The sequence below is a fragment of the Pseudomonas graminis genome (assembly GCF_013201545.1).
Classification (GTDB): Bacteria; Pseudomonadota; Gammaproteobacteria; order Pseudomonadales; family Pseudomonadaceae; genus Aquipseudomonas.
In genome coordinates, this window is sequence record NZ_CP053746.1 from 2890364 (window position 1) to 2916579 (window position 26216).

Annotated in this window: 23 protein-coding genes, 2 tRNA genes and 1 pseudogene; 10 read left to right on the forward strand and 16 right to left on the reverse strand. The window is 59.7% G+C overall.

What is annotated here, in order from left to right:
- Positions 1–12: 12 nt before the first annotated feature.
- Positions 13–897, reverse strand: a complete 885-nt coding sequence (locus tag FX982_RS12970) for a DMT family transporter (protein ID WP_172611000.1) — start codon at positions 895–897, stop codon at positions 13–15.
- A gap of 175 nt (positions 898–1072) precedes the next feature.
- Here FX982_RS12970 and erdR point away from each other — a divergent pair, with 175 nt between their 5' ends.
- Positions 1073–1720: a response regulator transcription factor ErdR gene (erdR, locus tag FX982_RS12975; protein WP_122537393.1), complete on the forward strand. Its 648-nt coding sequence runs from the start codon at positions 1073–1075 to the stop codon at positions 1718–1720.
- Positions 1721–1826: 106 nt separating this feature from the next.
- Positions 1827–2195 carry a diacylglycerol kinase gene (locus FX982_RS12980; RefSeq protein ID WP_172611002.1) on the forward strand — a complete coding sequence of 123 codons (369 nt, stop codon included), beginning with the start codon at positions 1827–1829 and terminating at the stop codon, positions 2193–2195.
- 29 nt (positions 2196–2224) lie between these two features.
- Here the strand turns inward: FX982_RS12980 and FX982_RS12985 are convergent, their stop codons facing one another.
- On the reverse strand, positions 2225–3151 hold the full coding sequence (locus FX982_RS12985) for a LysR family transcriptional regulator (RefSeq protein ID WP_065989779.1): 927 nt from the start codon (positions 3149–3151) through the stop codon (positions 2225–2227).
- A gap of 122 nt (positions 3152–3273) precedes the next feature.
- On the opposite strand from FX982_RS12985, the gene fpr reads away from it, so the two are divergent.
- Positions 3274–4053, forward strand: a complete 780-nt coding sequence (fpr, locus tag FX982_RS12990; RefSeq protein ID WP_065989778.1) for a ferredoxin-NADP reductase — start codon at positions 3274–3276, stop codon at positions 4051–4053.
- Positions 4054–4218: 165 nt separating this feature from the next.
- Here fpr and tsaA read toward each other — a convergent pair whose 3' ends face one another.
- The 3 genes from tsaA to FX982_RS13005 form a co-directional block, all read right to left on the reverse strand.
- A complete protein-coding gene (tsaA, locus tag FX982_RS12995) occupies positions 4219–4926 on the reverse strand; it encodes a tRNA (N6-threonylcarbamoyladenosine(37)-N6)-methyltransferase TrmO (protein ID WP_122623032.1) in 708 nt (235 codons plus the stop codon).
- 17 nt (positions 4927–4943) lie between these two features.
- Positions 4944–5405: a DUF1456 family protein gene (locus tag FX982_RS13000; protein ID WP_172611003.1), complete on the reverse strand. Its 462-nt coding sequence runs from the start codon at positions 5403–5405 to the stop codon at positions 4944–4946.
- 70 nt (positions 5406–5475) lie between these two features.
- Positions 5476–6186, reverse strand: coding sequence for an rRNA pseudouridine synthase (locus FX982_RS13005; protein WP_172611005.1), 711 nt, complete (start codon positions 6184–6186; stop codon positions 5476–5478).
- Between the two features lie 162 nt (positions 6187–6348).
- Here FX982_RS13005 and FX982_RS13010 point away from each other — a divergent pair, with 162 nt between their 5' ends.
- Entirely contained in the window at positions 6349–7344 is a 996-nt protein-coding gene (locus tag FX982_RS13010) for an alpha/beta fold hydrolase (protein WP_172611007.1), read from the forward strand.
- Between the two features lie 12 nt (positions 7345–7356).
- On the opposite strand, the gene FX982_RS13015 is transcribed toward FX982_RS13010, so the two are convergent.
- Entirely contained in the window at positions 7357–7809 is a 453-nt protein-coding gene (locus FX982_RS13015) for a GNAT family N-acetyltransferase (protein ID WP_172611009.1), read from the reverse strand.
- Between the two features lie 121 nt (positions 7810–7930).
- Complete coding sequence (gene rimO, locus FX982_RS13020; protein ID WP_065989766.1) at positions 7931–9268, reverse strand: 30S ribosomal protein S12 methylthiotransferase RimO; 1338 nt, start codon at positions 9266–9268, stop codon at positions 7931–7933.
- 270 nt (positions 9269–9538) lie between these two features.
- Here rimO and FX982_RS13025 point away from each other — a divergent pair, with 270 nt between their 5' ends.
- Complete coding sequence (locus tag FX982_RS13025; RefSeq protein WP_172611011.1) at positions 9539–11437, forward strand: potassium transporter Kup; 1899 nt, start codon at positions 9539–9541, stop codon at positions 11435–11437.
- A gap of 346 nt (positions 11438–11783) precedes the next feature.
- Here the strand turns inward: FX982_RS13025 and FX982_RS13030 are convergent, their stop codons facing one another.
- The 4 genes from FX982_RS13030 to FX982_RS13045 all read right to left on the reverse strand — a co-directional run bounded on the left by FX982_RS13030 (position 11784) and on the right by FX982_RS13045 (position 16469).
- Positions 11784–13076, reverse strand: a complete 1293-nt coding sequence (locus FX982_RS13030) for a virulence factor family protein (RefSeq protein ID WP_172611012.1) — start codon at positions 13074–13076, stop codon at positions 11784–11786.
- Positions 13076–15718 carry a bifunctional lysylphosphatidylglycerol flippase/synthetase MprF gene (gene mprF, locus FX982_RS13035; RefSeq protein WP_172611014.1) on the reverse strand — a complete coding sequence of 881 codons (2643 nt, stop codon included), beginning with the start codon at positions 15716–15718 and terminating at the stop codon, positions 13076–13078. Before mprF ends, FX982_RS13030 begins: the two co-directional genes overlap by 1 nt.
- 329 nt (positions 15719–16047) lie before the next feature.
- A tRNA-Met gene (locus tag FX982_RS13040) sits at positions 16048–16124 on the reverse strand.
- 268 nt (positions 16125–16392) lie between these two features.
- Positions 16393–16469: transfer RNA gene (locus tag FX982_RS13045), tRNA-Met, on the reverse strand.
- Between the two features lie 238 nt (positions 16470–16707).
- Between FX982_RS13045 and dinB the strand changes: the two genes are divergently transcribed.
- A complete protein-coding gene (dinB, locus tag FX982_RS13050) occupies positions 16708–17766 on the forward strand; it encodes a DNA polymerase IV (protein ID WP_122623036.1) in 1059 nt (352 codons plus the stop codon).
- A 2-nt stretch (positions 17767–17768) separates the two neighbouring features.
- Here the strand turns inward: dinB and FX982_RS13055 are convergent, their stop codons facing one another.
- The 3 genes from FX982_RS13055 to FX982_RS13065 form a co-directional block, all read right to left on the reverse strand.
- Positions 17769–18725 carry a hypothetical protein gene (locus FX982_RS13055; protein ID WP_172611016.1) on the reverse strand — a complete coding sequence of 319 codons (957 nt, stop codon included), beginning with the start codon at positions 18723–18725 and terminating at the stop codon, positions 17769–17771.
- An 83-nt stretch (positions 18726–18808) separates the two neighbouring features.
- Positions 18809–20524: a proline--tRNA ligase gene (locus FX982_RS13060; RefSeq protein ID WP_172611018.1), complete on the reverse strand. Its 1716-nt coding sequence runs from the start codon at positions 20522–20524 to the stop codon at positions 18809–18811.
- Positions 20525–20697: 173 nt separating this feature from the next.
- A complete protein-coding gene (locus FX982_RS13065; protein WP_172611019.1) occupies positions 20698–22041 on the reverse strand; it encodes an OprD family porin in 1344 nt (447 codons plus the stop codon).
- A 988-nt stretch (positions 22042–23029) separates the two neighbouring features.
- Between FX982_RS13065 and FX982_RS13070 the strand changes: the two genes are divergently transcribed.
- Together FX982_RS13070 and FX982_RS13075 are read left to right on the forward strand one after the other, a co-directional pair.
- Complete coding sequence (locus tag FX982_RS13070) at positions 23030–23455, forward strand: HIT domain-containing protein (RefSeq protein ID WP_172611021.1); 426 nt, start codon at positions 23030–23032, stop codon at positions 23453–23455.
- A 2-nt stretch (positions 23456–23457) separates the two neighbouring features.
- Complete coding sequence (locus FX982_RS13075) at positions 23458–23664, forward strand: SlyX family protein (RefSeq protein WP_172611023.1); 207 nt, start codon at positions 23458–23460, stop codon at positions 23662–23664.
- A 74-nt stretch (positions 23665–23738) separates the two neighbouring features.
- Here the strand turns inward: FX982_RS13075 and FX982_RS24795 are convergent, their stop codons facing one another.
- Positions 23739–23960, reverse strand: a complete 222-nt coding sequence (locus tag FX982_RS24795) for a cold shock domain-containing protein (protein ID WP_004667445.1) — start codon at positions 23958–23960, stop codon at positions 23739–23741.
- Positions 23961–24068: 108 nt separating this feature from the next.
- Positions 24069–24344, reverse strand: a pseudogene (locus FX982_RS24800) (cold shock domain-containing protein membrane protein); the annotation flags it as partial.
- A gap of 425 nt (positions 24345–24769) precedes the next feature.
- Between FX982_RS24800 and FX982_RS13085 the strand changes: the two are divergent.
- Together FX982_RS13085 and FX982_RS13090 are read left to right on the forward strand one after the other, a co-directional pair.
- On the forward strand, positions 24770–25243 hold the full coding sequence (locus FX982_RS13085; RefSeq protein ID WP_074893279.1) for a Dps family protein: 474 nt from the start codon (positions 24770–24772) through the stop codon (positions 25241–25243).
- Positions 25244–25651: 408 nt separating this feature from the next.
- Complete coding sequence (locus FX982_RS13090; RefSeq protein ID WP_122537410.1) at positions 25652–25999, forward strand: ribbon-helix-helix domain-containing protein; 348 nt, start codon at positions 25652–25654, stop codon at positions 25997–25999.
- The last annotated feature ends 217 nt before the right edge of the window (positions 26000–26216 follow it).

Here is a 26216-nt window from a genome sequence, read left to right on the forward strand (position 1 = left end):
TAGCAGCAGATATCAGGCAAGGGTTTTCTTCGGCCACAACTGCGCCAGCAGCATCCCGGCCAGCATCAATCCGCAACCGATATAGCCGCGCAGTTGCAACGCCTCTCCGAGAATCCAGGCCCCGGCGATGGCGGCGAACACGGCCTCCAGCGAAAGGATGATGGCCGCGTGGGAGGCGATGGCGTGTTTTTGCGCGACCACTTGCAGCGTGTAACCCACGCCGACGGCGACGATGCCGCCGTAGAGCAGGGCAGGGCCCGCGTCGATGATCGCGTTGAGGGCGATCGGTTCGAAGAGCACTGCCAGCAGCAGACTCACCACCGAACAGGTGGCGAACTGCAGAAAGGCCAGACGGATCGGGTCGTGGCGGCTGGCGAACAGGCTGACCAACACCACGTGGCCGCCCCACACGAACGCGCCGATCAGCTGCAGCCAATCCCCCGAAGCGACATGAAAGTTATCGCCAATGCTCAGCAGGCACATGCCGACCACTGCCAGCAGGCAGCCCAGCCAGGTGCCCAGCCCGGTTTTATGACCAAGTAGCAAGCCCAGCAACGGAACTACAATCACGTACAGGCCGGTGATGAAGCCGGAGTTGGTCACGCTGGTAAACAGCAGGCCGACCTGTTGCAGGTTGATGCCCAGTGCCAGCGCCAGCCCCATGATGATGCCGGCGCGCAGCATGCCGCGATTGAGCAAGGGCTCCGGCACGCGCGCTGTTTTGGCGTTGCGCAGAATCAGCGGGATCAGGCAGAGGGAGCCGAGCGCGAAGCGCAGGCCCGAGAACAGGTACGGACCGATGTGATCCATCCCGGCGGTTTGAGCGACAAAGCCGGTGCCCCAGATCAATGCGGTCAGGAGCATGAGCAGGTCTGCTCGCAGGGCATGGTTTGGCATGGTGGCACTCGTCAGGTCGGGGGCGCAGACTTTGCCGCAAAGCTTCAGGCTTGACCACCCCGACTTCGCTGGGCATCCTTGGCGCCGCTCACGTACGGTCCCTGTGTCAAGATGTCGCGGGCTGCCTCATTGGGTGTTGAATTCGTCGGCGCTGAGTCACTTAAAGGATCATGAAATGCCATACGAAATCCTGATTGCCGACGACCATCCCCTGTTTCGCAGCGCCTTGCATCAGGCGCTGAGCCTGGGGCTCGGGCCGGACGCAAGGCTGGTCGAGGCCGAGAGCATCGCTGATCTGGAAGCGCGACTGACCGAGAAGTCCGACTGGGATCTGGTCCTGCTGGACCTGAACATGCCCGGCGCTTATGGCTTTTCGGGGCTGGTGTTGTTGCGCGGCCAGTACCCGCAAGTGCCGGTGGTGATGGTGTCTGCCCAGGAGGAGGCCGCGGTCGTGGTCAAGTCTCGGGAATTCGGCGCCAGCGGTTTCATCCCTAAATCCAGTTCCCTTGAAACCATTCAGAAAGCCGTACGAACGGTGCTGGATGGCGATGTCTGGTGGCCCCCGCAGGTTAATGAAAGCATCAGCGTATCCGCTGAAGCCAAAGCCGCCAGCGAAGGCCTCGCCAGCCTGACGCCCCAGCAGTTCCGTGTGTTGACGATGGTCTGCGAGGGGCTGCTGAACAAGCAGATCGCCTACGAGCTGAGCGTGTCGGAGGCGACGATCAAGGCCCACGTCACGGCGATCTTTCGCAAGCTCAATGTGCGCACCCGAACCCAGGCGGCCTTACTGCTGCAACAATTGGAATCCATTCCGCAGAGCTGATTCCCCGGAATCAGGCTCAGCCCCAGGCTTTGCGCGGCCGACCTTCACACTTTTTTGACCGTCGCCGCACTAGCCTCCACCGCTTTCATTCATCAGTAGTTTTCCTATGACGTCCCCATTCAAAGGCCAGACTGGCCTGAAACGCATTCTCAACGCCTCCGGCTATTCCCTCGACGGCTTGACCGCTGCATTCAAAGGCGAAGCCGCCTTCCGTCAGCTGGTGCTGCTCAACGTCATACTGATCCCGCTTTCCTTCGTGTTTCACGTCAGCCGAGGCGAGCGCGCGATCCTGATCGCGGTGTGTCTGTTGGCACTGATTGTCGAACTGTTGAACTCGGCGATCGAAGCCGCGATTGACCGAATCTCCCTCGACCGCCACCCGCTGTCGAAGAACGCCAAAGACATGGGCAGCGCCGCACAGTTTGTGGCGCTGAGCATGATCGCCGTGGTCTGGGGCCTGATTCTGCTGGGCTGACAAGTGTGTGGATTAGGCCTAGCGGCGCCTCAGGCAATGCTCGGCAGGACGATTTCGTCGCTGCGGTTAACACCGGCGGTGAAGGAGCGACAGAGGTCGAGAAACTCGCGGATAGCCGACGTCTGATATTTCTGCTTGTGCCAGATGAAGTAGAACTGGCGCACCAGGTCCAGCTCCGGTGTTTCAACGGCCACGAGGCTGCCCCGGCGAAAGGCGTCCCGCAGGGCCAGACGCGAAATACAGCCGATCCCCAGCCCGGACTCAACGGCGCGCTTGATGGCCTCGGTGTGTTCCAGCTCCAGCCTCACGTTCAGGCTGTTCAGGTGATGACGCATGGCCTGATCGAAGGTCAGCCGCGTCCCCGAGCCCTGTTCACGCAAGATCCACGCCTCGCGCGTTAATTCCTCCAGGGACGCCCGGCCTTTCTTGGCCAGCGGGTGCTGAGGGGCGCAGAACACCACCAGTTCATCTTCGACCCAGGTCTGCACTTCGATGTCGGGGTGGCTGCAGTCGCCTTCGATCAAGCCCAGATCAATCTCGTAATGGGCGACCTGCTGAACGATGTTCGCCGTGTTTTGCACGTGCAGCTTCACCTGGCTTTCAGGGTGGCGCTGCATGAAGCTGCCGATCAGCAGGGTCGCCAGGTAGTTGCCGATGGTGAGCGTTGCACCGACCGCCAGCGAGCCGAAGCCGGACTTGCCGTTAAGCAGGTCTTCGATCTCCTTGGCCTGATCGAGCAGGGCAACGGCCTGAGGTAAGAGTTGCCGGCCGGTCGCGTTGAGGCTCAGCCGTTTACCCGCCCGGTCAAATAGCTGGCAGCTGGACTGGCGTTCCAGTTCAGTAATGGAAGTGCTCGCCGCCGATTGCGACAAGGACAACAGCACCGCGGCGCGGGAAACGCTTTCCTGCTGGGCGACGGCGACGAACACCTGGAGTTGACGAAGAGTAAATCGCATATCTATATAACCGATAACCCATATCTTGATAATTCAGTTAACAGATATTGTGTCTGCCACTAGAATGTCGCGCAATGGCGCATTGACTGGCGCACGTTATTTATCAGGAGCTCCCACGTACCATGAGCAACATGAATCACGAGCGTGTCCTCAGCGTTCATCACTGGAACGACACCCTCTTCAGTTTCAAGTGCACCCGTGATCCTGGCCTGCGCTTCGAGAACGGTCAGTTCGTCATGATCGGTCTGCAGCAGCCAAACGGGCGCCCGCTCATGCGTGCCTACTCCATTGCCAGCCCGAACTGGGAAGAGCATCTGGAGTTCTTCAGCATCAAGGTGCCGGACGGCCCGCTGACCTCGCAGCTGCAGCATCTGAAGGAAGGCGACGAGATCATCATCAGCAAGAAGCCTACGGGCACGCTGGTGCTGGATGACCTTAAGCCGGGCAAGCATCTTTACCTGCTCAGCACCGGTACCGGTCTGGCGCCGTTCATGAGCGTGATCCAGGACCCCGAAACCTACGAGCGTTTCGAGAAGGTCATCCTGTGCCACGGCGTGCGTTATGTGAACGAAGTGGCTTACCGCGAGTTCATCACCGAGCACTTGCCGCAGAACGAATTCTTCGGCGAGATGCTGCGCGACAAGCTGATCTATTACCCGACCGTGACCCGCGAGCCGTTTGAAAACGAAGGCCGCCTGACTGATCTGATGCGCAGCGGCAAGCTGTTCAGCGACATCGGTCTGCCACCGATCAACCCGCAGGACGACCGCGCCATGCTGTGCGGCAGCCCGAGCATGCTCGACGAAACCAGCGAAGTGCTCAACAGCTTCGGCCTGACCGTTTCGCCACGTATGCGCGAGCCGGGTGATTACCTGATCGAGCGCGCATTCGTCGAGAAGTAACCGCTCACAGATATGACCCAATCGCCGATGAATCATCCTCGCAGCACTGCGAGGGTGACGTCATCGGCGAATAGGTCAGTACAGGCACCCGCGTTTTTGGGGTCTGAAAAAAACCGCCTGGAGGTCACGGACCAGGCGGTTTTTTTGTGGGCGGGCGTAACGCGTTTATGAACCGACGGCAGGCACCACTTCCAGCACGCAAATGACGCCGGGCTGTGGATAGTGCCAGCGAACGTCCAGGTCCCAGAACTGCGCGCCGTAGCGTCGTTCCGGCGTGGGCGTCTGGTAGGCCGGTCGCGGGTCTTGAGCCAGGCACTGCTCGATCAGTTCGATCAGCGGTTCTTCGAGGCGCACCCCGTGTTCGCGGGCCTGCGCCAGCGCCGCATCCCCCCACTGCACCGGAATCAGCTCCGGCGCGGCGGCGGCCATGCCGTTGCGCGCATCAGCGATGACATCGGCGTAGGGCACGTAGGGTTTGACGTCCAGCACCGGCGTGCCGTCCAGCAGGTCGATGCCTGACAACCACAGGCGCCCGGCTTCGACCTTGTCCAGCTTGACCACCGACTGACCGATGCCGTTGGGCCGATGGGTCGCGCGCGTGGCGAACACGCCCATCGACTGATTGCCGCCCAAGCGAGGAGGGCGCACCTTGAGTCGCGGCTTGTCCTCCAGGGCCTGATGAAACAGAAACAGCAGCCAGACATGGCTGACCTGTTCCAGGCCCTGGACGGCGTCACCCTGATCGAAAGGCGCAACCAACTCCAGCACGCCCCGGGCGGCAGGCGCCAGTTGCGGCTGCCGGGGAATGGCGAACTTCTCTTTGAAGCACGAGCGCATGAAGCCGATCGGCGAGACGCTATAGCCTTGGGTCATCGACGTAGCCGCAGCGCTTAGCCGCGTACGCGCAGAGTCAGGCCGCGCAGGAAGTTGCGCAGCAGCTGGTCACCGCAGACGCGGTAGTTGGTGTGACCCGCCTTGCGGAACAGGGCGCTGAGTTCAGGCTTGGACACCGGGAACTCGGACGCCTTGAGGATCGCGTGCATGTCGTCTTCTTTCAGCTCGAACGCCACCCGCAGCTTCTTCAGGACGATGTTGTTGGTGATCGGCAGCTCGACAGGCAGTGGCGGACGGCTTTCGTCCTTGCCACGCTTGAAGAACACCAGGCCGTCGAGAAAGTGCGCCATGACTTCGTCGCTGCACGGCACGAAGCCTTCTTCTTCGTCTTTCTTCATGTAGGCCGCGACATCGGCTTTGGTCGCGTCGAATCCGCCGAGCTTGATGATCTCGACCACTTTTGCGTCGTTGATATCAAGCATGTAACGGATGCTGCGCAGTACATCGTTGTTCATCATGGTGCGTGTAGTTCCTGGAGATTCGCAGATGAGCGCACGCGAGACTGGATGCGGCGCTCACATAGGGGAGTCAGAATTTTTCTTTGTCGGTCATGTAGCGCCACTGGCCTTCAGGCACCTTGCCGATGGACACGCCGCCGATACGAATGCGCCGCACCGAAACAACCTTGAGACCCACCGCTTCGCACAGTTGGACGATGACACCGGGCTGAGGGTTTTTCATGGCGAAGCGCAGGCGGTTTTCGTTCTGCCAACTGGCTTTGACCTTCGGCAGCTCCTTGCCCTTATAGGTCATGCCGTGGTTCAGGCGGTTGAGGCCGTGGGCAACCATGTCGCCCGAGATCTCGACGACGTATTCCTGCTCGATCTTGCTGCGGTCGTCGGTGAGTTTGCGCAGGATTTTCCAGTCCTGGCTGAAGACCATCAGGCCGCTGGCATTGGCTTGCAGCGTGGAAATCGCTTCCAGGCGCAGAAAGTGCCCTTTGAGGGGACGTCGGCCGATGCTGTGGTCCGCCGAAAGCGTACCTGGGGTGATCAACGCCAGGGCACTTTCGGGGGCCATGCCCGCCGGTGCGTTGAACAGAAGGGTGACGGATTCAGGTGTATCGGCTTTCGCCTCAGCGTTCAGCACCACGGTCTGGTTTTCGACCTTGAACTGCGGCTCGTCTACCACCACGCCGTCCACCGTGACCCAGCCGCCTTCGATGAACAGCTCGGCTTCGCGGCGAGAGCAGCCGACCAGCTCGATCAGGCGTTTGGAAAGGCGAATGGGATCAGTCATGAGAAAAGCCGTAACAAAATGGAAAGGCGCCTATTGTACCCGCGCATGCACCGTTAATCGCGGCCACATTGAAATTGGTGGGTGAATAAGCCTCCACTCGATGGATTTTTCCGGGAGTGACGCAGGTCTGCTCTCTATTCCTACACTGTCTGGAGCGAATTCATGACCAAATGGCTACCCGCACTGCTGATGACTGTCAGCCTGCCGCTGCTCGCTGCGCAATCACCGTCTTACGGCCCACAGCTGGAAGGCTTTCAGTATCCGTTCCCGGCGCAGAATTTCACGTTTGAGTCCCAGGGCGCACCGGTGCAGATGGGTTACATGGACATCAAGCCGACCGGTACCGCCAATGGTCGCAGCGTGGTGCTGCTGCACGGCAAGAACTTTTGCGGCGCCACGTGGGAAGGCACCATCAAGGCGTTGACGGGCGCGGGGTATCGGGTGGTCGCGCCGGATCAGATCGGCTTCTGTCGCTCCAGCAAACCGGCGGACTACAAATACTCCTTCGAACAGTTGGCGCAAAACACCAACGCGCTGCTGACCCAACTGGGCATCGATCACGTCACGGTGGTCGGGCATTCCATGGGAGGCATGCTGGCGACGCGCTTTGCGCTGATGTACCCCGACCAAGTGGACCAGTTGCTGCTGGTCAACCCTATCGGTCTGGAAGACTGGAAAGCCAAAGGCGTGCCGGATCGCAGCTTTGATGACTGGTACGCCCGGGAGTTGAAGACCAGTGCCGAGAGCATTCGCAAGTATCAGCAGTCGACCTACTACGCCAATGAATGGCGGCCCGAGTTCGATCATTGGGTCGACATGCAGGCCGGGATGTTCAACGGCAAAGGCAAAGAGGAGGTGGCGCGGGCGTCAGCGCAGACCTACGGGATGATCTTCAATCAGCCGGTGTTCTACGACTTCGAGAAACTGAAGATGCCCACCGTGCTGCTAATCGGGCAGAAGGACAACACCGCCATTGCCAAGGACGCGGCGCCCGAGGCGTTACGCAAGACACTGGGTAATTACCCGGAGCTGGGCAAGGCTGCGGCCAAGCGCATTCCTCAGGCGACGCTGGTGGAGTTTGCGGGATTGGGCCATGCGCCGCAGATTCAGGACCCGCAGCAGTTCAACAAGGTACTGCTGGAAAGCCTGCAGCGTTGATGCGAATTCGCTTCACCTGACCTTCAGCCGCATCCGTAACATCGGATGCGGCCGACCGAGCCCATCGACCTCCGCCCGTCCCACCACCTCAAACCCCTGTCGTTCATAAAAGCCCAGCGCCTGGGCATTCTGTTCGTTCACGTCCAGCTCGGTGATGTGGAAGTGCTCGATCGCATAGTCCAGCAGTTGCTTGCCCAGTCCCATGCCGCGGTGATCGGGGGCGATGAACAGCATTTCGAGCTTGCCTGGCGTGGTGCCGGCAAAACCGGTGATGTGCAGGTGGGAGTCGCGGGTGCAGAACAGGTTCACGGCGCCCAGGTACTGGGTTTCCAGCAGGTGCCGGAGCAGCGTGATGTAGTTCTCGGCCAGAAAGTCATGGGTCGCGCGCACGGAGGCTTCCCAGACCCGGGTGAGTTCGGCGAAGTCGTGCTGCCTGGGCAGATAAATGACCGATGGGTGAGTCACGTTGCCGCTGCTCCCTGGGTAGTGATCCTGATGTGGGGACGATAGCCAGAAAAAACAAACCCCGCCGTCTTACGGGCGGGGCTGTTTGAAGCGGAACGGTGTTGGAACCGGCGCTTGAGCGTTAGATCGGCTCAGCCCACAGGTCGTACTCATCGGCATCCACCACGCGGCACATGACCTTGTCGCCCGGTTTGAAATCACGGTCGCTTTCGACGAAGACGTTGCCGTCGATTTCCGGCGCATCGAAGAACGAACGGCCGACGAAGCCCTGCTCGTCCACTTCGTCGATCAGCACTTCGATTTCCTTGCCGATTTTCATCTGCAGGCGTGCGGCACTGATGGCTTGCTGGTGCGCCATGAAGCGGTCCCAGCGATCCTGCTTGATGTCGTCCGGAACGATCGGCGCATCCAGCAGGTTCGCCGGCGCACCTTCGACAGGGGAGTACTGGAAGCAGCCGACGCGATCGAGCTGTGCTTCAGTCAGCCAGTCCAGCAGGTACTGGAAGTCTTCTTCGGTCTCACCCGGGAAGCCGACGATGAAGGTCGAACGGATGATCAGGTCCGGGCACTGTTCGCGCCAGTTCTTGATGCGCGCCAGGGTCTTGTCTTCGAAGGCCGGGCGTTTCATCAGCTTGAGAATCTTCGGGCTGGCGTGCTGGAACGGGATGTCCAGGTACGGCAGGATCTTGCCCGCCGCCATCAACGGAATGATCTCGTCGACGTGCGGGTACGGGTAAACGTAGTGCAGGCGTACCCACACACCCAACGAGCTCAGGGCCTGGCACAGCTCGGTCATGCGCGTGCGGACCGGCTGGCCGTTCCAGAAACCGGTGCGGTACTTGATGTCGACGCCGTAGGCGCTGGTGTCCTGGGAGATCACCAGCAGCTCTTTCACACCGGCTTTGACCAGACGCTGGGCTTCGTCGAGCACATCGCCAATCGGGCGGCTGACCAGCTTGCCGCGCATGGACGGGATGATGCAGAAGCTGCAGCTGTGATTGCAGCCTTCGGAAATCTTCAGGTACGCGTAATGACGCGGGGTCAGCTTGACCCCTTGCGGCGGCACCAGATCGATCAGCGGGTTGTGATCGAGCTTCGGCGGGGCGGCGTCGTGGACGGCATTGACCACTTGCTCGTATTGCTGCGGACCGGTGACGGCCAGCACGCTCGGATGGACATTGCGGATCACGCTTTCGTCCACGCCCATGCAGCCGGTGACGATCACTTTGCCGTTCTCGGCCAGCGCCTCGCCAATGGTCTCGAGGGATTCAGCCTTGGCGCTGTCGATGAAACCGCAGGTGTTGACCACGACCACGTCAGCGTCCTGGTAGGTCGGAACGACCTGATAGCCTTCCATGCGCAGCTGGGTCAGGATGCGTTCGGAATCGACCAGGGCCTTCGGGCAACCGAGGCTGACAAAGCCGACCTTGGGGGCGGCAGACGTGGTGACGGTGGACATTGACTAACCTCGGCGTAGGATGCCCGGCATTTGGCCGAGCCACTGACTGGGCGCTTGGGGCGCCTCTGATCAAAAAGTGCGCAATTCTAGCGGCGCATCAAACGATTGACCAGTGTTATACAGAGAATTACGACGAGTGCTGCGCTATGCTTCGCGGCGCTACGCCCGGCACCCCAAGGGAGCCGGGCACATCGGAATTTACCGGTGCGGCGTGGGTCAATCCGACAACGCCGGATCGCGGTGCTCGAGTCATGGTTTCAGGAGTGGTAAATGGGTCACGCAACGAGTCAGGCAGAGGTCGGGCATTCTTCGGCGAAACCGTTGAGTCTGCTGGTGGGCGCGGTGGGTGTAGCCTATGGCGACATCGGTACCAGCCCGCTTTACACCATTAAAGAGGTATTTGTCGGCGGCTATGGCGTGCAAGCCGGCCACGATGCCGTGCTGGGCATTCTGTCACTGATCTTCTGGTCACTGATCTGGGTGGTCTCCTTCAAATACATGGCCTTGGTGATGCGCGCCGACAACGACGGCGAAGGCGGCATCATGGCGCTGACGGCGTTGGCGCGGCGGGCATCGGCAAAATACCCGAAGCTGCAGGCGAGCATGATCGTCTTCGGCCTGTTCGGCGCGGCGCTGTTTTACGGCGACAGCATGATTACCCCGGCAATTTCGGTGCTGTCCGCGGTCGAGGGCATGGAGCTGGCCTTTGACGGACTGGAGCACTGGGTGGTGCCGATCGCGTTGGTCGTGCTGGTAGCGCTGTTTTTGATTCAGCGTCACGGCACTGCGCGGATCGGCGTGATGTTCGGCCCGATCATGGTGCTGTGGTTCGTGACCCTCGGGGTACTCGGCGTTCACGGCATCCTCCAGCAGCCGGAAGTGCTGCACGCGGTCAATCCGGTGTGGGCGGTTCGCTTCTTTATTGATCATCCCGGCATTGGCGTTTCGGTCCTGGGCGCTGTGGTGCTCGCACTGACCGGTGCCGAGGCGCTCTACGCGGACATGGGGCACTTCGGTCGCAAGCCGATCTCCCGCGCGTGGTTCGCACTGGTCTTGCCGGCGCTGGTGCTGAACTACTTTGGTCAGGGCGCCCTGGTGATTCAGGACCCTGAAGCGGTGCGCAACCCGTTCTACCTGCTGGCGCCGAGCTGGGCCTTGTTGCCTTTGATCGCCCTGTCGACGCTGGCAACCATTATTGCTTCCCAGGCCGTGATTTCCGGGGCGTTCTCGATGACGCTGCAGGCGATTCAGCTCGGCTACATCCCGCGCATGTACATCCAGCACACGTCGAGCGACGCCCAAGGGCAGATCTACATCGGTGCGGTGAACTGGGCGCTGATGGTGGGAGTAATCCTACTGGTGCTGGGCTTCGAATCCTCCGGCGCGCTGGCCTCCGCCTACGGCGTGGCGGTGACCGGTACGATGCTTTGCACGACGATTCTGGTGGCGTCGGTCATGCTGCTGGCCTGGAAATGGCCGCCGCTGATCGCGGTGCCGATTTTGGTCGGATGTCTGTTCGTTGATGGCCTGTTCTTCGCGGCTAACGTGCCAAAAGTCATTCAGGGCGGGGCGTTCCCGTTCCTGGCCGGGATCGCGCTGTTCATCCTGATGACCACCTGGAAGCGCGGCAAACAGCTGCTGGTGGACCGCATCGACGAAGGCGGTCTGCCGCTGCCCATTTTCATCAGCAGCATTCGCGTGCAGCCGCCCCATCGCGTTCAGGGCACGGCAGTGTTTCTCACGGCGCGTGCGGACGCCGTCCCCCATGCGTTGTTGCATAACCTGCTGCACAACCAGGTGCTGCATGAGCAGGTAGTGTTGCTGACCGTTGTGTACGAAGACACCCCGCGGGTGCCCGCTGCGCAGCGTTTCGAGGTCGAGGTGTTTGGCGAGGGCTTCTATCGGGTGATCCTGCATTTCGGTTTCATCGACGAGCCGGACGTGCCGGCGGCGCTGAGCCTGTGTCACTTGTCGGAACTGGATTTCAGTCCGATGCGCACGACCTATTTCCTCAGCCGCGAAACCGTGGTCTCCTCGAAACTGGTGGGCATGGCCCGCTGGCGCGAGGGTCTGTTCTCGTTCATGTTGAAGAACGCCAACGGCAATTTGCGTTTCTTCAAGCTGCCGTTCAACCGCGTGATCGAACTGGGTACGCAGGTGGAGATGTAAGCAACTCCGGCTTTTGTGGGACCGCCTTTAGCCGGGAAGGCGTTTGGTGCCGCGCTGCAGGATTGATGGTGTATGCACCGGCCTCTTCCCGGCTAAAGCCGGTCCTACGGGAAGTGCGTGCATCCAATAGGATTGGCGCAACCGGCCATTGTAGGGCCGGCTTTAGCCGGGAAGGCGCCAGGCGGTACGACGCGAGATTGATGGCGTACATACAGGCCTCTTCCCGGCTGAAGCCGGTCCCACAAGGATGGCGCGTATTCCAGGTGGTACCCGGCTTGGGCAGACCCCGAAAACAAAAAAATCCCCGCAATCGCAAGAGAGCGGGGATTTTTTTATGGGTGGGGGATTACTCGGCGGCGGGCTCTTTGCCCTTCCACTTGTCGATCACCGCGCTCAAGCGCTTGGCCAGGGCAGGGTAGTCTTCGTCGAAGTGATGGCCGCCGGGCAGTTGCATCTTCTCGCCAGGCGCGGTGGCTTCGGTGCAGCCGCTTTCATCTTTCTCTTCGATGCCGTAGACGCACAGCACCTTGTCGCCGGGCAGCTTGGCCATTTCAGGCCCTGTCGCCGCTTCTTTACCGGCAGCGCCCAGCCAGCCTTCGACGGCAATCTCGAAGCTGCCGGTGCGGGCGAACGCCAACAGGATAATCCCGTCGACTCGCGCCTTGTCTTCTTCGGGCAGGCGGTTGTAGATAGCGGGCAGCACGTCGGCACCGAAGGAATAGCCAGCCAGCACAAAGTGCTTGGCACCCCATTTCTGCCGGTAATGGGCCATCAGCTCAGTCAGGTCAGCGGCGGTTTGTTCAGGCGATTTGTGCTCCCAGTAGTAACGCAGGGTGTCGATGCCAACCACCGGGTAGCCGCCCATTTTCGCCATGTCGCCCGCCACGTCCTTGTCCAGGTCGCGCCAGCCACCGTCGCCGGAGAGGAACAGCGTCACCGTGTCAGAGGGCTGCGAAGACGGCACCTCAACCACAGGTATGTTCAGGCCGCCGTTGTCGTCACCCCCAATCAGGCGGCGGCGCACTTCGTTGTTCAGCACCTGCGGGTACTTGATGTCGTAGTCGCTGATGCTCGTTTCGGTGTTGGGTGCGTCCCGTACCAGCGTGGCGCTCTCGTCGTCGGGGCCATCGTTCCAGGCGACCGTCCATTTGCCGTGGGCAGCGGCTTTCGGCACAGGATCGGTACAGCCCGGCTGATCGCGGACGAAGCCGACCGAGATGGCCCGGGCGTTATCGTTGCTTTGGCCGGCCAGCCAGCGCCAAGCCAGGGAAGCGCCTGATCCGACCCCTGCGACCAGATCCGGTGCGCCGTCGAGCTTTTGCAGTGCCGCATTGAAAGTCTTCGCCTGAAGCTGGCAGTCGTCCTTGGGCAGCGTCACTTGAATGACCCGGGCCGAAGCGTCGTAGCTCAAGGCGAGCAGTTGTTTCTCGGTCAGCGATTCTTCGGTGGTAACGGCCAGCGCGACCTGGGTTTTCACTTTGGTCGAGGGCACTACGCGGATCAGCGCAGAGCCGTCATCCAGCGTGATGTGTTCCAGAGTAGGTTGCGCGGCGGGGCGGTTCCACAGCCAGAATCCCCCTGCCACCACCAGCAGGATTACCAGGGCTGCGAGCAAAAGGCGCCAGTAGCGTCGAATCATCAGCGTTTCACCAATCCAGTCAGGCCGCCCGCGATGAGGGCGGCGGTATCTGCCAGTGCCACCAGCGGATCAAGTCCTGCGGGCACGGCCATATAACGAGGTTCCCAGTCAGGCTGGAATTTGTCTTTGAAACGGCGCAGGCCCTGGAAGTTGTAGAGCTGCTCGCCGCGACTGAACACCATCGAACCCAAACGCTGGGTCAGGGGTGCGCCCCGTCGTGGTTGCAACCCGGACAACGGCACCATGCCGAGGCTGAAGCGGGCGTAACCTTCTTTTTTGTAATGCAGGATCAGCCCGACCATCATGAACTCCATGGTCAGCTTTGGCGCTTCCGGGTGCGAGCGCATGAGGTCCAGGCTCGCCAGATCGTTGCGCGAGGTCTCCAGCAGATTGGAGAACGCGACCGGTTTGCCCTGGAAGTGGACGATGGCGATGCGGAAATGCTTGAGGTAATCCAGGCTGAAGCGGCCCAGCGAGAAGCCCTTCTCGCGCACGTTCTTGCCCAACAGCCACGCATCGGAAATCACTTTCAGCTCTTCCATGGGCGCCTGGCCCACTTCGTAGATTTCCAGCGAAAGGCCGTCGCGCCCGCCCCGATTCCAGGTGTAGCGCAGGTCTTTCATTTCCTTGCCCTTGGCTTCGATGTCGAACTTGTGCAGATCGACCCTGGCTTCTTCGCCCAGCTTGATCGCGGTCAGGCCGATATCCATATAGAACGGCAGGTTCTCGGCACGTACCTGATAGAACACGGGGCGGGCATGGTGAACGTCGCACAGATCGCGGAACTGCCAGATCAGCTCGGCCCGTTGCTGGGTCGGGCCGATCGGATCGTACAGCGCAACAAGACTGCGGCCGCGATGGGCGTACATCAGAAAAGCGTTGCCGTCCGGGTGCATCAGCACGGCTTTGTCGCCGGTCAGCACCAGGCCGCCATCGGGCTGGCTGGACGCTTTGATGATCTCCGCCGCTTTGGCCAGCTGCGCTTCGTCCGGCAGGTTGATCACAGGGCGTGCGGTGCGCAGCAGCCAGGTCAGCGAGACGATCAGCAGCAGCACCGCGCTGCCCAGCGCCGAACGCAGGCCGCGAGGGGCATCGGCGTCCAGCGTGAACTGCCACCACAACTGATGGCTGTACGGCACGTCCTGATAGGCGAACAGCAGCAGCCAGATCGAAGCGCCCAGTACGCAGACACTGGCGACCAGATAAAGCGGCGAAAACGGCAGTTCCAGCAAGCGGCTCGGCCGGTAGAACGAGCGACGGAAAATCGCCAGCAGGCACGCGGTCAGCAGCAGCAGGCTTGCTTCCTCCCAGTCGAAACCCTTGAGGATCGACAGAATGGAGCCCACAAACAACAGGATGGTGGTGAGCATCCACGCCGCCGAAAGACGACGACGCAGACCCTGTGCGAGCAACAGGCAAAGCACGCCAATCAGGCTGGCGCCGAAGTGCGAAGCGTCGATCAGTCGATGGGGAATGAGAAATCCGAGGCTCTCCAGACGGGTGTCGATCTCGGGAGTCGAGCCAGAAAACAGCAACACCACGCCAGAGAGAAACACCAGCAGCGCCAGAATCGGGGCGCCAAGCCCGGAAGCAACGCGCATGGCCTGCTGCGCGAACAACAGGCGCTTGGCCTCGCTGTAAAGCAGAACCAGACAGGCGATGAGCAGCGGCATCACCACATAGATCAGCCGGTACAGCAGGAGTGCGGCGGCCAACGGTGCGGCGCCCAGTTCATCGGCAAAGGCGGCGAGCAGAATGGCTTCAAAGACGCCGACGCCACCGGGCACGTGGCTGAGAACGCCGGCGGCCAGGGCCAGCAGGTAAACCAGCAGGAACGCGCCGAAGGGCGGGGCAGAAGGCAGCAATAGATAAAGGACTGCGGCAGCGGCGGCGACGTCCAGCGCGGTGATCGCCAGCTGCATCAGGGTCAGCCGTACGCCCGGCAGACGCAGGGTGCGGCGTCCGGCGCGGACCAGCAAATTATGCGGGATTGTCTGTTCCGGCAAGCGTCGGCGATAGATCGCGTAACCCAGGATTACGCTGATCGCCAGCACCGCAACCGCTGCGGTTGCCAATACCGGCACCGACACATGCAGCGCCAGCGAAGCGGAGGGCAGGTCACTCAAGGTTGCGAGTGCAGCCAGTGGAGGAAGTGCGCAACCCAATGACAGGCTGGCAAAGAGCGTCATGTGGGCAACTTCGCCCGCACCCAGTCCCAATCGCGAGTAGAGACGGTAGCGAACCGAGCCGCCGGACAGCATCGACAGGCCTACTGCGTTACCGATGGCGAACGCGCAAAACCCGCCCATAATCAGCGACTTCGGCGGCAGATCGACATTGGCGTAGCGACTGGCGGACCACTCGTAGCCCAGCAGAATCACGAAACCGATGGCTGTCGCGAGCACCGCGCCAGCCAGAGAAGGCACAGGCACACTGAGCAGCGAGTCCTGAAGCGCGTAGATGTCCAGCTCGGTCAGCATGTGCCGGCAGGCGATCAGGGCAACGGCAAACAGAAGGATCGTGACGCCCAAGCCGATGGGTTGACGATACTTGCTCACCAGTTCGCGTAGACGCAGTCGTTTTGGGGGAGTCGGAGGATTCTCCGTCACTGCTTCATTTGTGTCGGACGGGTTGGCGCGCATCAATCACTCCTTGGATCGTGCGCGACAGGATGGAGGTATACAGCCAAGTTACCAATCCCTACGCAAAAAATAATTCAGGATGTTAGCGCTTCAACGTCTAACGGGCGAATACCACGGATACGTATCGGTGGCCGTTCAGTCTAGGTTCAGTCGCTGGCCAGCGTATCGGCAGGGGAGATCAAAACTATCGCCCGGCAACATACAGTAACAAGACCTCTCGGATGAACGCACCCCGGTAGTGGGGATGTGACAAGGATTCCGGCTCGCTGTTCGTGAACTTTCAGCGAGGCAAAAAAAAGGCCACTCTTTCGAGTAGCCTTTTTAGATGTTGGTTGCGGGAGCCGGATTTGAACCGACGACCTTCGGGTTATGAGCCCGACGAGCTACCAGACTGCTCCATCCCGCGTCTGTGTGGCGGCATTCTACAGTCGAACGACAAAGTGTCAACCTTTAATGCCAGAGATCGAAAAAATAACCGAATCGGCGGCGTCAGTAGGCCTAAGTGGCGGTTGGACAAGGCTTTTATCGCAATCCGCGCCTAAAGACAGGTGGGCATCATCCGCGGGCCTTGTTTCATTTATATGAAGGGGGAGAGGGAGATAGCGAAGGGAGCAGGCTCGCTCAAATGACGCCCACAAAAAAGGCCACTCTTTCGAGTAGCCTTTTTTGATGTTTGGTTGCGGGAGCCGGATTTGAACCGACGACCTTCGGGTTATGAGCCCGACGAGCTACCAGACTGCTCCATCCCGCGTCTGTGTGGCGGCATTCTACAGAGGATCGCGGGGCTGTCAAGCAAACGGCAGAAAAAAATGCTTTTTCTTCAAGCGGTTAGCATTGAGGGTGTGGCGGCCAGCTACGGCGCGCCTCGCTTTCAGCACGTTTGGGGCGGGTTTAGTGAAGGGTACATTCCATAGGGAATCAGGCATATTCAGTGTCAGACAGGCCCATGAATGAGATACTGCGCGCCTGTTTTCCTACGACCCTATGTGATGCCGCAGCGCAAAATCATCCATATCGATTGTGATTGCTTCTACGCCGCTATTGAGATGCGCGACGACCCGCGTCTGGCTGGCAAGCCGTTGGCAGTCGGTGGGTCGGCAGAACGGCGGGGCGTGATCGCCACCTGCAACTACGAGGCCCGGGCCTACGGCATCCGCTCGGCGATGTCGTCCAGGCATGCGCTGACGCTGTGCCCGGACCTCACCATCGTCAAGCCGAGGATGGATGCCTATAAAGAGGCCTCGAAAGAGATCCAGACCATCTTCCGCGATTACACCGACCTGATCGAGCCGCTGTCGCTGGATGAGGCTTACCTGGATGTCACGGAATGCGAGCACTTCGCCGGCAGCGCAACGCGTATCGCCCAGGACATTCGCCGCCGGGTCTCCAATCAGTTGCACATCACGGTTTCCGCCGGCGTCGCCCCAAACAAGTTTTTGGCCAAGATCGCCAGCGACTGGAAAAAGCCGAACGGGCTGTTCGTGATCACGCCTGATCAAATCGAAGACTTTGTCTCCCAGTTGCCGGTGTCCAAACTGCACGGCGTTGGCAAGGTGACTGCCGACAAGCTTGGCCGTCTCGGCATTGTCACCTGCACCGATTTACGCAGCTGGAGCAAGCTGTCGCTGGTGCGGGAGTTCGGCTCATTCGGCGAGCGGCTGTGGAACCTGGCCCATGGCGTCGATGAGCGGCCCGTGCAGAACGACAATCGGCGCCAGTCGGTCAGCGTCGAAAACACCTACGACACCGATCTGCCGGACCTCGCCAGTTGCCTGTTGAGGCTGCCGGCATTGTTGGAAACGTTGAACGACCGGATTGCGCGGATCGATAGCCTTTACCGCCCCGGCAAGCCGTTCGTGAAGGTCAAGTTTCACGACTTCACTCAGACAACGCTGGAGCAGGCGGGAGCAGGGCGGGACTTGAGCAGTTACGAGCAACTCTTGACCCAGGCCTTCGCACGCGGCGGCAAACCGGTGCGATTGCTGGGAATTGGCGTGCGCCTTCATGACCTTCGGGCTGCCCACGAGCAGTTGGAGCTGTTCAGCTGAGGTTATTCGCTGCCCGGCGGTACCGCGACCAGTCGGCCAGCGTCTTTGGCCAGTGACCGAAGGAATTCGTGCTGCAGTTGCGGATCGTTGCGGGTCAGCTCGATCAGGGACTGTTCCAGCTCACTCGCTTCGTCTTCAAGGCCTAGTTCCGACAGACGCTTGACGCGATGCACCCACTGGCTCACCTCGTCGTCTTCCAGGTCGTCGTAGATCAGGTCGTGTGCCTCGATCAGCTTGCCGCGCAGTGATTTGCTCAGTGGCAACGTGGCGGTTGCCTGGACGTTGCTCTGGTCATCCTGCACTTTGATGTTCAGTTGGGTGACATAACTGAGGTTCTGCTCGGCGAACGGGCTGTCCAGCAGGTTGACGCGCAGCCCGCCGTTACGGTCCGTCGTCAGTTCATGGGTCTCTTTGCCCGCAGTGACTTCAACCGGCGCTTCACTCCAGGGCAGGCTTGAATGCTCGACGCGATGGTCGCGCTGGACCTCGTCGATACCGGCCAGGTTTTGCTGCGCACGGCCATGGGAGGGTGCGTTCATGAACGGGTTGACGCCGGCGACGCCGTAAGTGAGCCAGTCCCTGGTCACGCTGTCGGGCAGGCTGCCGAACGTCAACACGTTGACCACGTTCGCGCCAATGCCCGCAACGATGGCGACGGCGCCCAGCGGGATTTCATAGACTTCCCGCCACGGCTGATACGGCGTGTATCGGTCGTAGTGCCGGGTGACTTCGAATTCGGTGATGTCGAAGGTTTTCAACTCGTGGATGCGTATCCGGCGCTGGGGCAATTCCAGCGTCTTGGGCTCGCCGAGGTCGACCTGAAAACTGTGGTCGAGCAGTTTGCGCTCGACACGTTCTTCATGCTCGCTGCGTTGAGACAGTTGATTGGCACAGCCGCCGAGAAACAGGCTGGTGCACAACACAGCGCCTGCGAGACGTGAGGGATTTCGCTTGAACATGAGATCTCTAGGTGCAGGTAAGGCGCATCGCAGAGGCGTGGCGGATGAATGCGCGCCTGCATAGTCGCAGGCGCGCAACCCGGTCAGCGCTTGATCCGGTCCTTGATGAAAGACAACACATCGGCAACAGGCAGGGCCTGCGCTTCGGCTTCGGTGCGGCTCTTGTATTCGAGGTTACCCTCGGCGAGGCCACGGTCGCTGACCACGATACGGTGCGGAATGCCGATCAGTTCCATGTCGGCGAACTTGATCCCCGGACTGGTCTTCTTGTCACGGTCATCCAGCAACACTTCGAAGCCCGCAGCCGTCAGTTCGGCGTACAGCTTGTCGGTGGCCTCTTTAACGGCATCGGTTTCGTAACGCAGCGGCACGAGGGCAATCTGGAAAGGCGCGAGTGCGTCGCTCCAGATGATGCCGTTTGCGTCGTTATTCTGCTCGATCGCGGCCGCCACAACACGCGACACACCAATCCCGTAGCAGCCCATGGTCAGCGTGACCGGCTTGCCGTTTTCGCCCAGCACCTGGCACTTCATCGCGTCGCTGTACTTGGTACCCAGCTGGAAGATGTGCCCGACTTCGATCCCGCGCTTGATGATCACATTGCCTTGACCATCCGGGCTTGGGTCGCCGGCGACGACGTTGCGCAGGTCAGCCACGGTCGGAACCGGCAGGTCCCGCTCCCAATTAACGCCGAAGTAGTGCTTGTCATCGATGTTGGCGCCAATGCCGAAGTCGCTCATCAGTTCAACCGAGCGGTCGATGATGCACGGCAGAGGCAGATTCAACGGCCCGAGCGAACCCGCGCCGGCGCCAATGGCGTCACGCAGTTCGGCTTCTGAGGCCATGACCAGCGGGCTGGCGACCTTCTCCAGATTGGAGGCCTTGATTTCGTTGAGCTCGTGATCGCCACGGATGATCAGCGCAATCAGCTTGCCTTCTTCAGCAGCGTGCACGACGAGGGTCTTGACGGTCTTTTCGATCGGCAGATTGAACTGCTCGACCAGCGCCGCGATGGTCTTGGCGTCCGGGGTGTCGACAAGGCGCAGCTCTTCAGTCGGCGCAGGGCGGCTGGTTTCGCGTGGAATGGCTTCGGCTTTTTCGATGTTTGCTGCGTAGTCCGAGGTGTCGCTGAACACGATGTCGTCTTCGCCGGACTCGGCCAGCACGTGGAACTCATGGGAGCCCGCGCCGCCGATGGAACCGTTGTCAGCCACCACAGGGCGGAAATTCAGGCCCAGGCGGGTGAACACGTTGCAGTACGCCTGATGCATGCGGTCGTAGGTTTCCTGAAGGGAATCCTGGGTCGCATGGAAGGAATAGGCGTCCTTCATGATGAATTCGCGGCCGCGCATCAAACCGAAGCGCGGACGGATTTCGTCACGGAATTTGGTCTGGATCTGGTACATATTGATCGGCAGCTGTTTATAGCTGTTGAGTTCGTTGCGAGCCAGATCGGTGATGACTTCTTCGTGGGTCGGGCCCGCGCAGAAGTCACGATCGTGGCGGTCTTTCAGGCGCAGCAGCTCCGGGCCGTATTGTTCCCAGCGCCCCGACTCCTGCCACAGCTCCGCTGGCTGAATGCCCGGCATCAACACTTCCAGCGCGCCCGCTGCGTTCATCTCTTCACGAACCACCGCTTCGACCTTGCGCAATACCCGCAGGCCCATGGGCAGCCAGGTATAGAGACCGGAGGCAAGTTTGCGAATCATGCCGGCACGAAGCATCAGCTGATGGCTGATCACGACCGCATCGGATGGCGTTTCTTTCTGTGTGGCGAGCAAATATTGACTGGTACGCATGGTCGGCCGTTGTCGGTTGCGGTGGCTGGGAAATGATTCGGGATTGTACGGTGGTGGTATCGCTGAGTACAGGCCGGGCGGGCGTTGCGAGCGGAGGGAATGTCAAACATGCCCCCATGAAAAAGCCCGGCGCGAGGGCCGGGCTTTTCGTTAACGAGTGTCAGACAGTGCGATTACAGGACCGAAATCGGGTAGTCGACGATCAGACGGAACTCGTTGACATCGCCTTCGCCTTCGTCGGCATTGGCACGGTGCCATGCTTGACGAATACGGAACGACAGGTCTTTTGCAGGGCCAGCCTGAACGACGTACTTGGCCTCAACGTTGGTTTCGTGGTGGCTGCCGTCAGCGCCGTAAAGGCCTGAGTAAATAGCGTTGTTGCCACGGGTGCCGTCGATGTTGGTACCGCTGACGTAACGGGCCATGAAGCTCAGGCCCGGCGTGCCGTAGGTGGCCATGTTCAAGTCGTAACGACCTTGCCACGATCTTTCGCCAGGAGCGTTAAAGTCGGAGTATTGAATCGAGTTCGCGAGGAAGATCGAGTCGCCGCCTTTGTTGTTGTCACCGATACCGATGTAGTCGAACGGAGTGTTACCGTTAACTTTCTGGAATGCCAGTGTCAACGTGTGCGCCGCCAGGAAGGAGTAAGCAGCCGAACCCGACCATGCGGTGTTGCTGATCGCCCCGGCTTTGGCACTGCCGGTATCTTTGGTGTTATAGATGTTGAAGTCGAAGGCGAGGGCCTGGTCGTCAGTCAACGGCAGTGCGTAGTTGATGTTGCCGTAGTACTGGTTCCACACGTCTTCCAATTTGGCGTAGTAGAAACCAACGCCCAAGTTGTCGGTAATGGAGTATTTACCGCCGCCGAAGTCGGCAGATTTTGCTTCCACCGCTGCGTAAGTTGCAAAAATACCGCCGTCATGGCTGGTGTCGTTTTGGCTGGTACCCGAATAAAAGTGGCCGGCTTCAACATCCAGGCCCGAGATTTCGCTGCTCTGCAGGCTCAGGCCGCTTGCAGTCTGTGGCAAGAGGCGCGAGCCGCCCACGGCAAACACTGGGTTCTGAGGCTGCATGTCACCGATTTTGAGTTCGGTTTTCGAAATCCGGAACTTGGCGGCGGCACCGGCTTTGCCGAAGCTGTCGTGGTTGTCGCGGAAGCCGTCAGAATTGGGTGTGGTGTCCAGCGTCAGGTTGCCGGAACCAGAGTGCTTGTCGTCGCCGCTAAGCTTGAAGCCGGCATAGCCGAACGCATCGACACCTACGCCGATCAGGCCCTGGGTGTAACCCGAGGTGAAGTTGCCCCAGAAACCTTGGGTCCAGTCGCGTTGGTCTTTGCGACCTTCGTCATGCAGGATGTGGCGGTTGAAGTAGTAGTTACGAGCCTTAACGTCGAGCTTGCTCCCCTCTACAAAACCAGTTGCTTCGGACTGATCGCTTACGAATGCCGCAGCCGATGCCAATTGGGTGCTGGCTGCAGTAACGGCCAGTGCGATTGCGCTCCACTTCATCACTCTCATCGTGACTTTGCTCCTTTGGTTTTTAAGAAGAGTACTGCCGTCCACCTGTTTTTTTATCTGGCCGGCTTCTTTCTTTTTGGTGTCGGCGAAATCTACAACACGCTGACATTAATGGCGATAGTGACAAACCTATCCTTTCTATTTCTTTACGGCCTTGTCGCCGCCCGCTCTGTCCATGTCGCTACTGAACAGCTCCAAATTCTTCAATCGTGCAACTACCGGGTCACGTTCAACGCTGGACTCGCTCACACCCTCATCGAGTCCAGCCTCTCCAGCTACCTTGCTAAGCATCGCTGCATCCCTTCGGTCCTGGCCCGTCTTGCGACGCGCTCGCCTTCAAGCTTGTGTGTGACAAAGCAACAACCGTGCACAAAATTTCGACGAACATGAAAAAAATGTCGAAAGCGCTGTAAAAACATTCGATGTCAGCGCCAAGCTATTGAATATAAATGATAAAAATATTTTAGATAGCCTGCTTTGCAACGGCGATTTTGTTGAGAATAGCGCGGGCAGGTGTCACTGACGTTACCTGTCACCCCTCAAAAGTGGGTAATTCGCGGATGGCTGTCACATATTCGGGCTTGATCTGAGTCTTTTTGGTGCGCCGTGCCGCACAACTGCCTGCGTTTGGTTCCTTGGAGCCGAGTCCGGCGAGTTGGCGAGCATGCTGCACGCAGCCCTGCTCCCGAAATGCGTCCTGCAGCCCCGGATTGACTGGCGTTGCCCGGAATCTGCTAGCTGATTTTCCGCGGTCTGCGCCAGCGGTAAGCTGCTTCATGTCGGTGCGCGGCCTTTTTTTTCGCTCACTACCAGTGCGGGGTGGGATTGCGGTGATCATCGATCAACAGCAAATCCGCAAAATGCTCTGAACCGCTGTGCCGGATGAATCCTCAGGAATTCGCGCGTATTCTTCCCGCTACCCAAGACTTTCTTTTCGGGCCAGTCAATCGGCTCGATGAATCAAATCGGCGATCAGGAGTAATTTTTCGTGTTTGTTCTAGATCCGCGCTTGCTGCAAGACACACTACCGATCGGCGACTTCCCGCTATGCACGCTGCTGCTGTCCAATGATTCCAGTTACCCCTGGTTCATTCTGGTGCCCAAGCGTGCAGATATCAGTGAAGTGTTCCAACTGTCCGAAACGGACCAGATGCAGTTATGGAAAGAAACCACCACCCTCTCGGCGGTACTTGATCGCACGTTTCAGGCGGACAAGATGAACGTTGCTGCGCTGGGTAATGTGGTCAATCAGCTGCATATGCACGTCATCGTTCGCCGTGTCGGCGACGCGGCCTGGCCAGCGCCAGTGTGGGGCAAGCATCCGGCCAAGCCATATACGCCGGAGGAGGTTGCGCGGATCAACGCGCAACTGAAGTCCGAATTGACCGGAACATTTATCTTTAAAGAGGGCTGACCATGGATCTCGAATCGCGTGTCATGGAACTGGAGAGTCGACTGGCCTTTCAGGACGATACCATTCAAGCGCTCAACGACGTGTTGGTCACCCAGCAGCGTAGCCTTGATCGTCTGGAGTTACAGATCGCAGCCCTGATCAAGCGTCAGGAGGAAATGGGCGGGCAGGGCGACGATTTCGTTGAAGACTCTCGCCCTCCTCATTATTAAAGGGAAGAGAGCCGGGCAGGAGTTTCAGCCAAAAAAAACCGCGCCTCTCAGCGCGGTTTTTTTATGCGGCGAAGTTAACGGCGCGGGAGCGCAGCGATGACGTCTTCCGCTTGCAGGCCCTTGTCGCGGTTCATCACCGAAAACTCGACACGCTGGCCTTCGACCAGAACGCGGTGGCCTTCACCGCGAATGGCGCGAAAGTGCACGAAGATGTCGTCGCCCGAATCCCGGGAAATGAATCCGAAGCCTTTGGAGGTGTTGAACCACTTCACCGTGCCTGTATCGCGGTTGCCCAGATCCTGGGACTGAGCGGCAGGCGCAGGTGAGGACCGGTAGAAGCTGACCGCCAGGTGCAATGCCACGGCAACGACGACGGCGAGCAGGCTGACCAGAACGGCCGGTTGGCCAGCAATGGTTTCGAGCGGAACGAGCAGCGTGAGGATTTGAAGCACGACGGCCAGCACGAGCAAGCCGCTGACCAGGTTTTGCAGTTGATGACGTGGACCTTTGTTCCAGTAAGGAATCACTGGCGCAAGCACCAGGTTGATGAGGCCGAAGAGCGCCAGATACAGCGCATCCGGTTGGGACAGGTAAGAAGACAGCGCTTCACTACGCAGGCTGGGGATGAAAGACAGCAGCAGGGCAGCTGCGCCCGTTAGCAGGTGGACTATTTTCAACATTTCGATGACTCACATTAAGATGGATCACAAGGAAATAGCGGGTGACCTTCGGTACGCTTCGAGAAAAAAGGGAGGCGTGATGCACGAGTGTCGGTCCTGCCTATGCACTGCCGCCGGACGGCACTTTGGCGGCAGCGCGTCTGTATTTAACAGCAAAGCCGAGAGCTACTCAAATCAAGCGCTTAGCTCACGTGTTGGCCGGTGAGGGTGGCTGTATGTCGGTTTTTTTGTTCTGGTCAAAGGCTCGCGCCAGAGCGGCCGGGATTAACAACGCGCCAGGCCGATGGTCTCTATTAAAGGAAGTGGGGTCGGACTGCGATGGTTGTCGCTGAACTAATCCCGACAGATGGCTGCGCAGGGTCAATGGTCTTGGTAGAGTGGTCGGCAGTCGTTTGACAATAAACCATCATAGAAGAGGGCTGAACATGGCAATCGATATCGGCATCAGCGAAGAAGATCGCAAGTCCATCGTGGACGGTCTTTCCCGCCTGCTGGCAGACACCTACGTGTTGTATCTGAAAACCCATAACTTTCACTGGAACGTGACTGGCCCGGCTTTTCGTACGCTGCACCTGATGTTTGAAGAGCAATACAACGAACTGGCACTGGCGGTCGATCAGATCGCAGAGCGGATTCGCGCGCTGGGCTTCCCGGCGCCGGGGACCTATTCGACCTACGCGCGCTTGTCGTCGATCAAGGAAGAAGAGGGCGTACCTGCGGCCGAGGACATGATTCGTTCGCTGGTTCAGGGGCAGGAAGCGGTCACCCGTACTGCCCGTGGGATTTTCCCGTTGCTGGATAAAGTCAGCGACGAGCCAACGGCAGACCTGCTGACCCAGCGCATGCAGGTGCATGAGAAAACCGCCTGGATGCTGCGCTCGATGCTCGAAGCCCAGTAATCATCAGCTGATCAACGAAACACAGGCGCGGGCAGCGTAACGAGTGCCCGCTCCGCACTGCTGTCCCCCGCCTTGCACGACAGTCCCCTCCTGAATCAAATCCCTCCGCTCAAAGCGCTCACCTGTAATACGCATTCCCCCTTTTTTCGAGTCGGGCTGAATACGACAATCGGCTGAACGGGAAGAAATAAATCCGCAAAAAATACATATCTAACACCTCGACGGGTATTGGGGCTGGGCCGTTTGCCGGCTCTCGAAAATCACCCCTGCAGCGTGGTGATCTCCTACAGGTTCAGAGTGCTCCTTCTGCTGGTTGCGCCTTGTGGAATACGGCTTGATAGACACCTCTTTTCAACTGATTGCGAAGGTGTCGATGCCCTATCCGTGATCGCAACATGGGGGACCTGCATGAACCTGAATACTGCCCGAGAGGGGTGGGAGCCGACCCATTGTCTGAACGCCCGGGGCGACCCGTTTATCGAAAATTTCAACATGAGCCTGGCCCAGCCGCACGCCAGATCGGTGAGGCTGAATGGGCTGGCCACATGCTTGCGACTTGAGGAGGTGTACTGGAATATTCTGTCCGAAATGGCACGTTTCAACGATTGCTCCATCAACGCCGTGCTGTCCTACGTGGATCGCGAGGTTCACCTGCGTTACGGCGGCGTCAAGAATTTCAGCGGCCTGATCCGCGTCGTGTGCGTGGCGCACGTATTGAGTGCCGAGGGCCTGCGGTTGACGCCGTCCCCGACATGACCTGATTTCAGCGGGCCCGTTGCGGCGGGCCTGCATTCGCTGGTGGCACGGCATCCGCGCCGCGCGCCGACATCTTCTTGCCCGGTATCGGGCTGCGCGGCTGCACAGCGATGATTATCCCTATATAATCCCCCGCCTTACTGTGGAAGGCAGGAACTGACCGTCAGGTCGGACTGCATGCCAAAGCTTGCGCACCCTTGCACCGGCGACGGGCGAA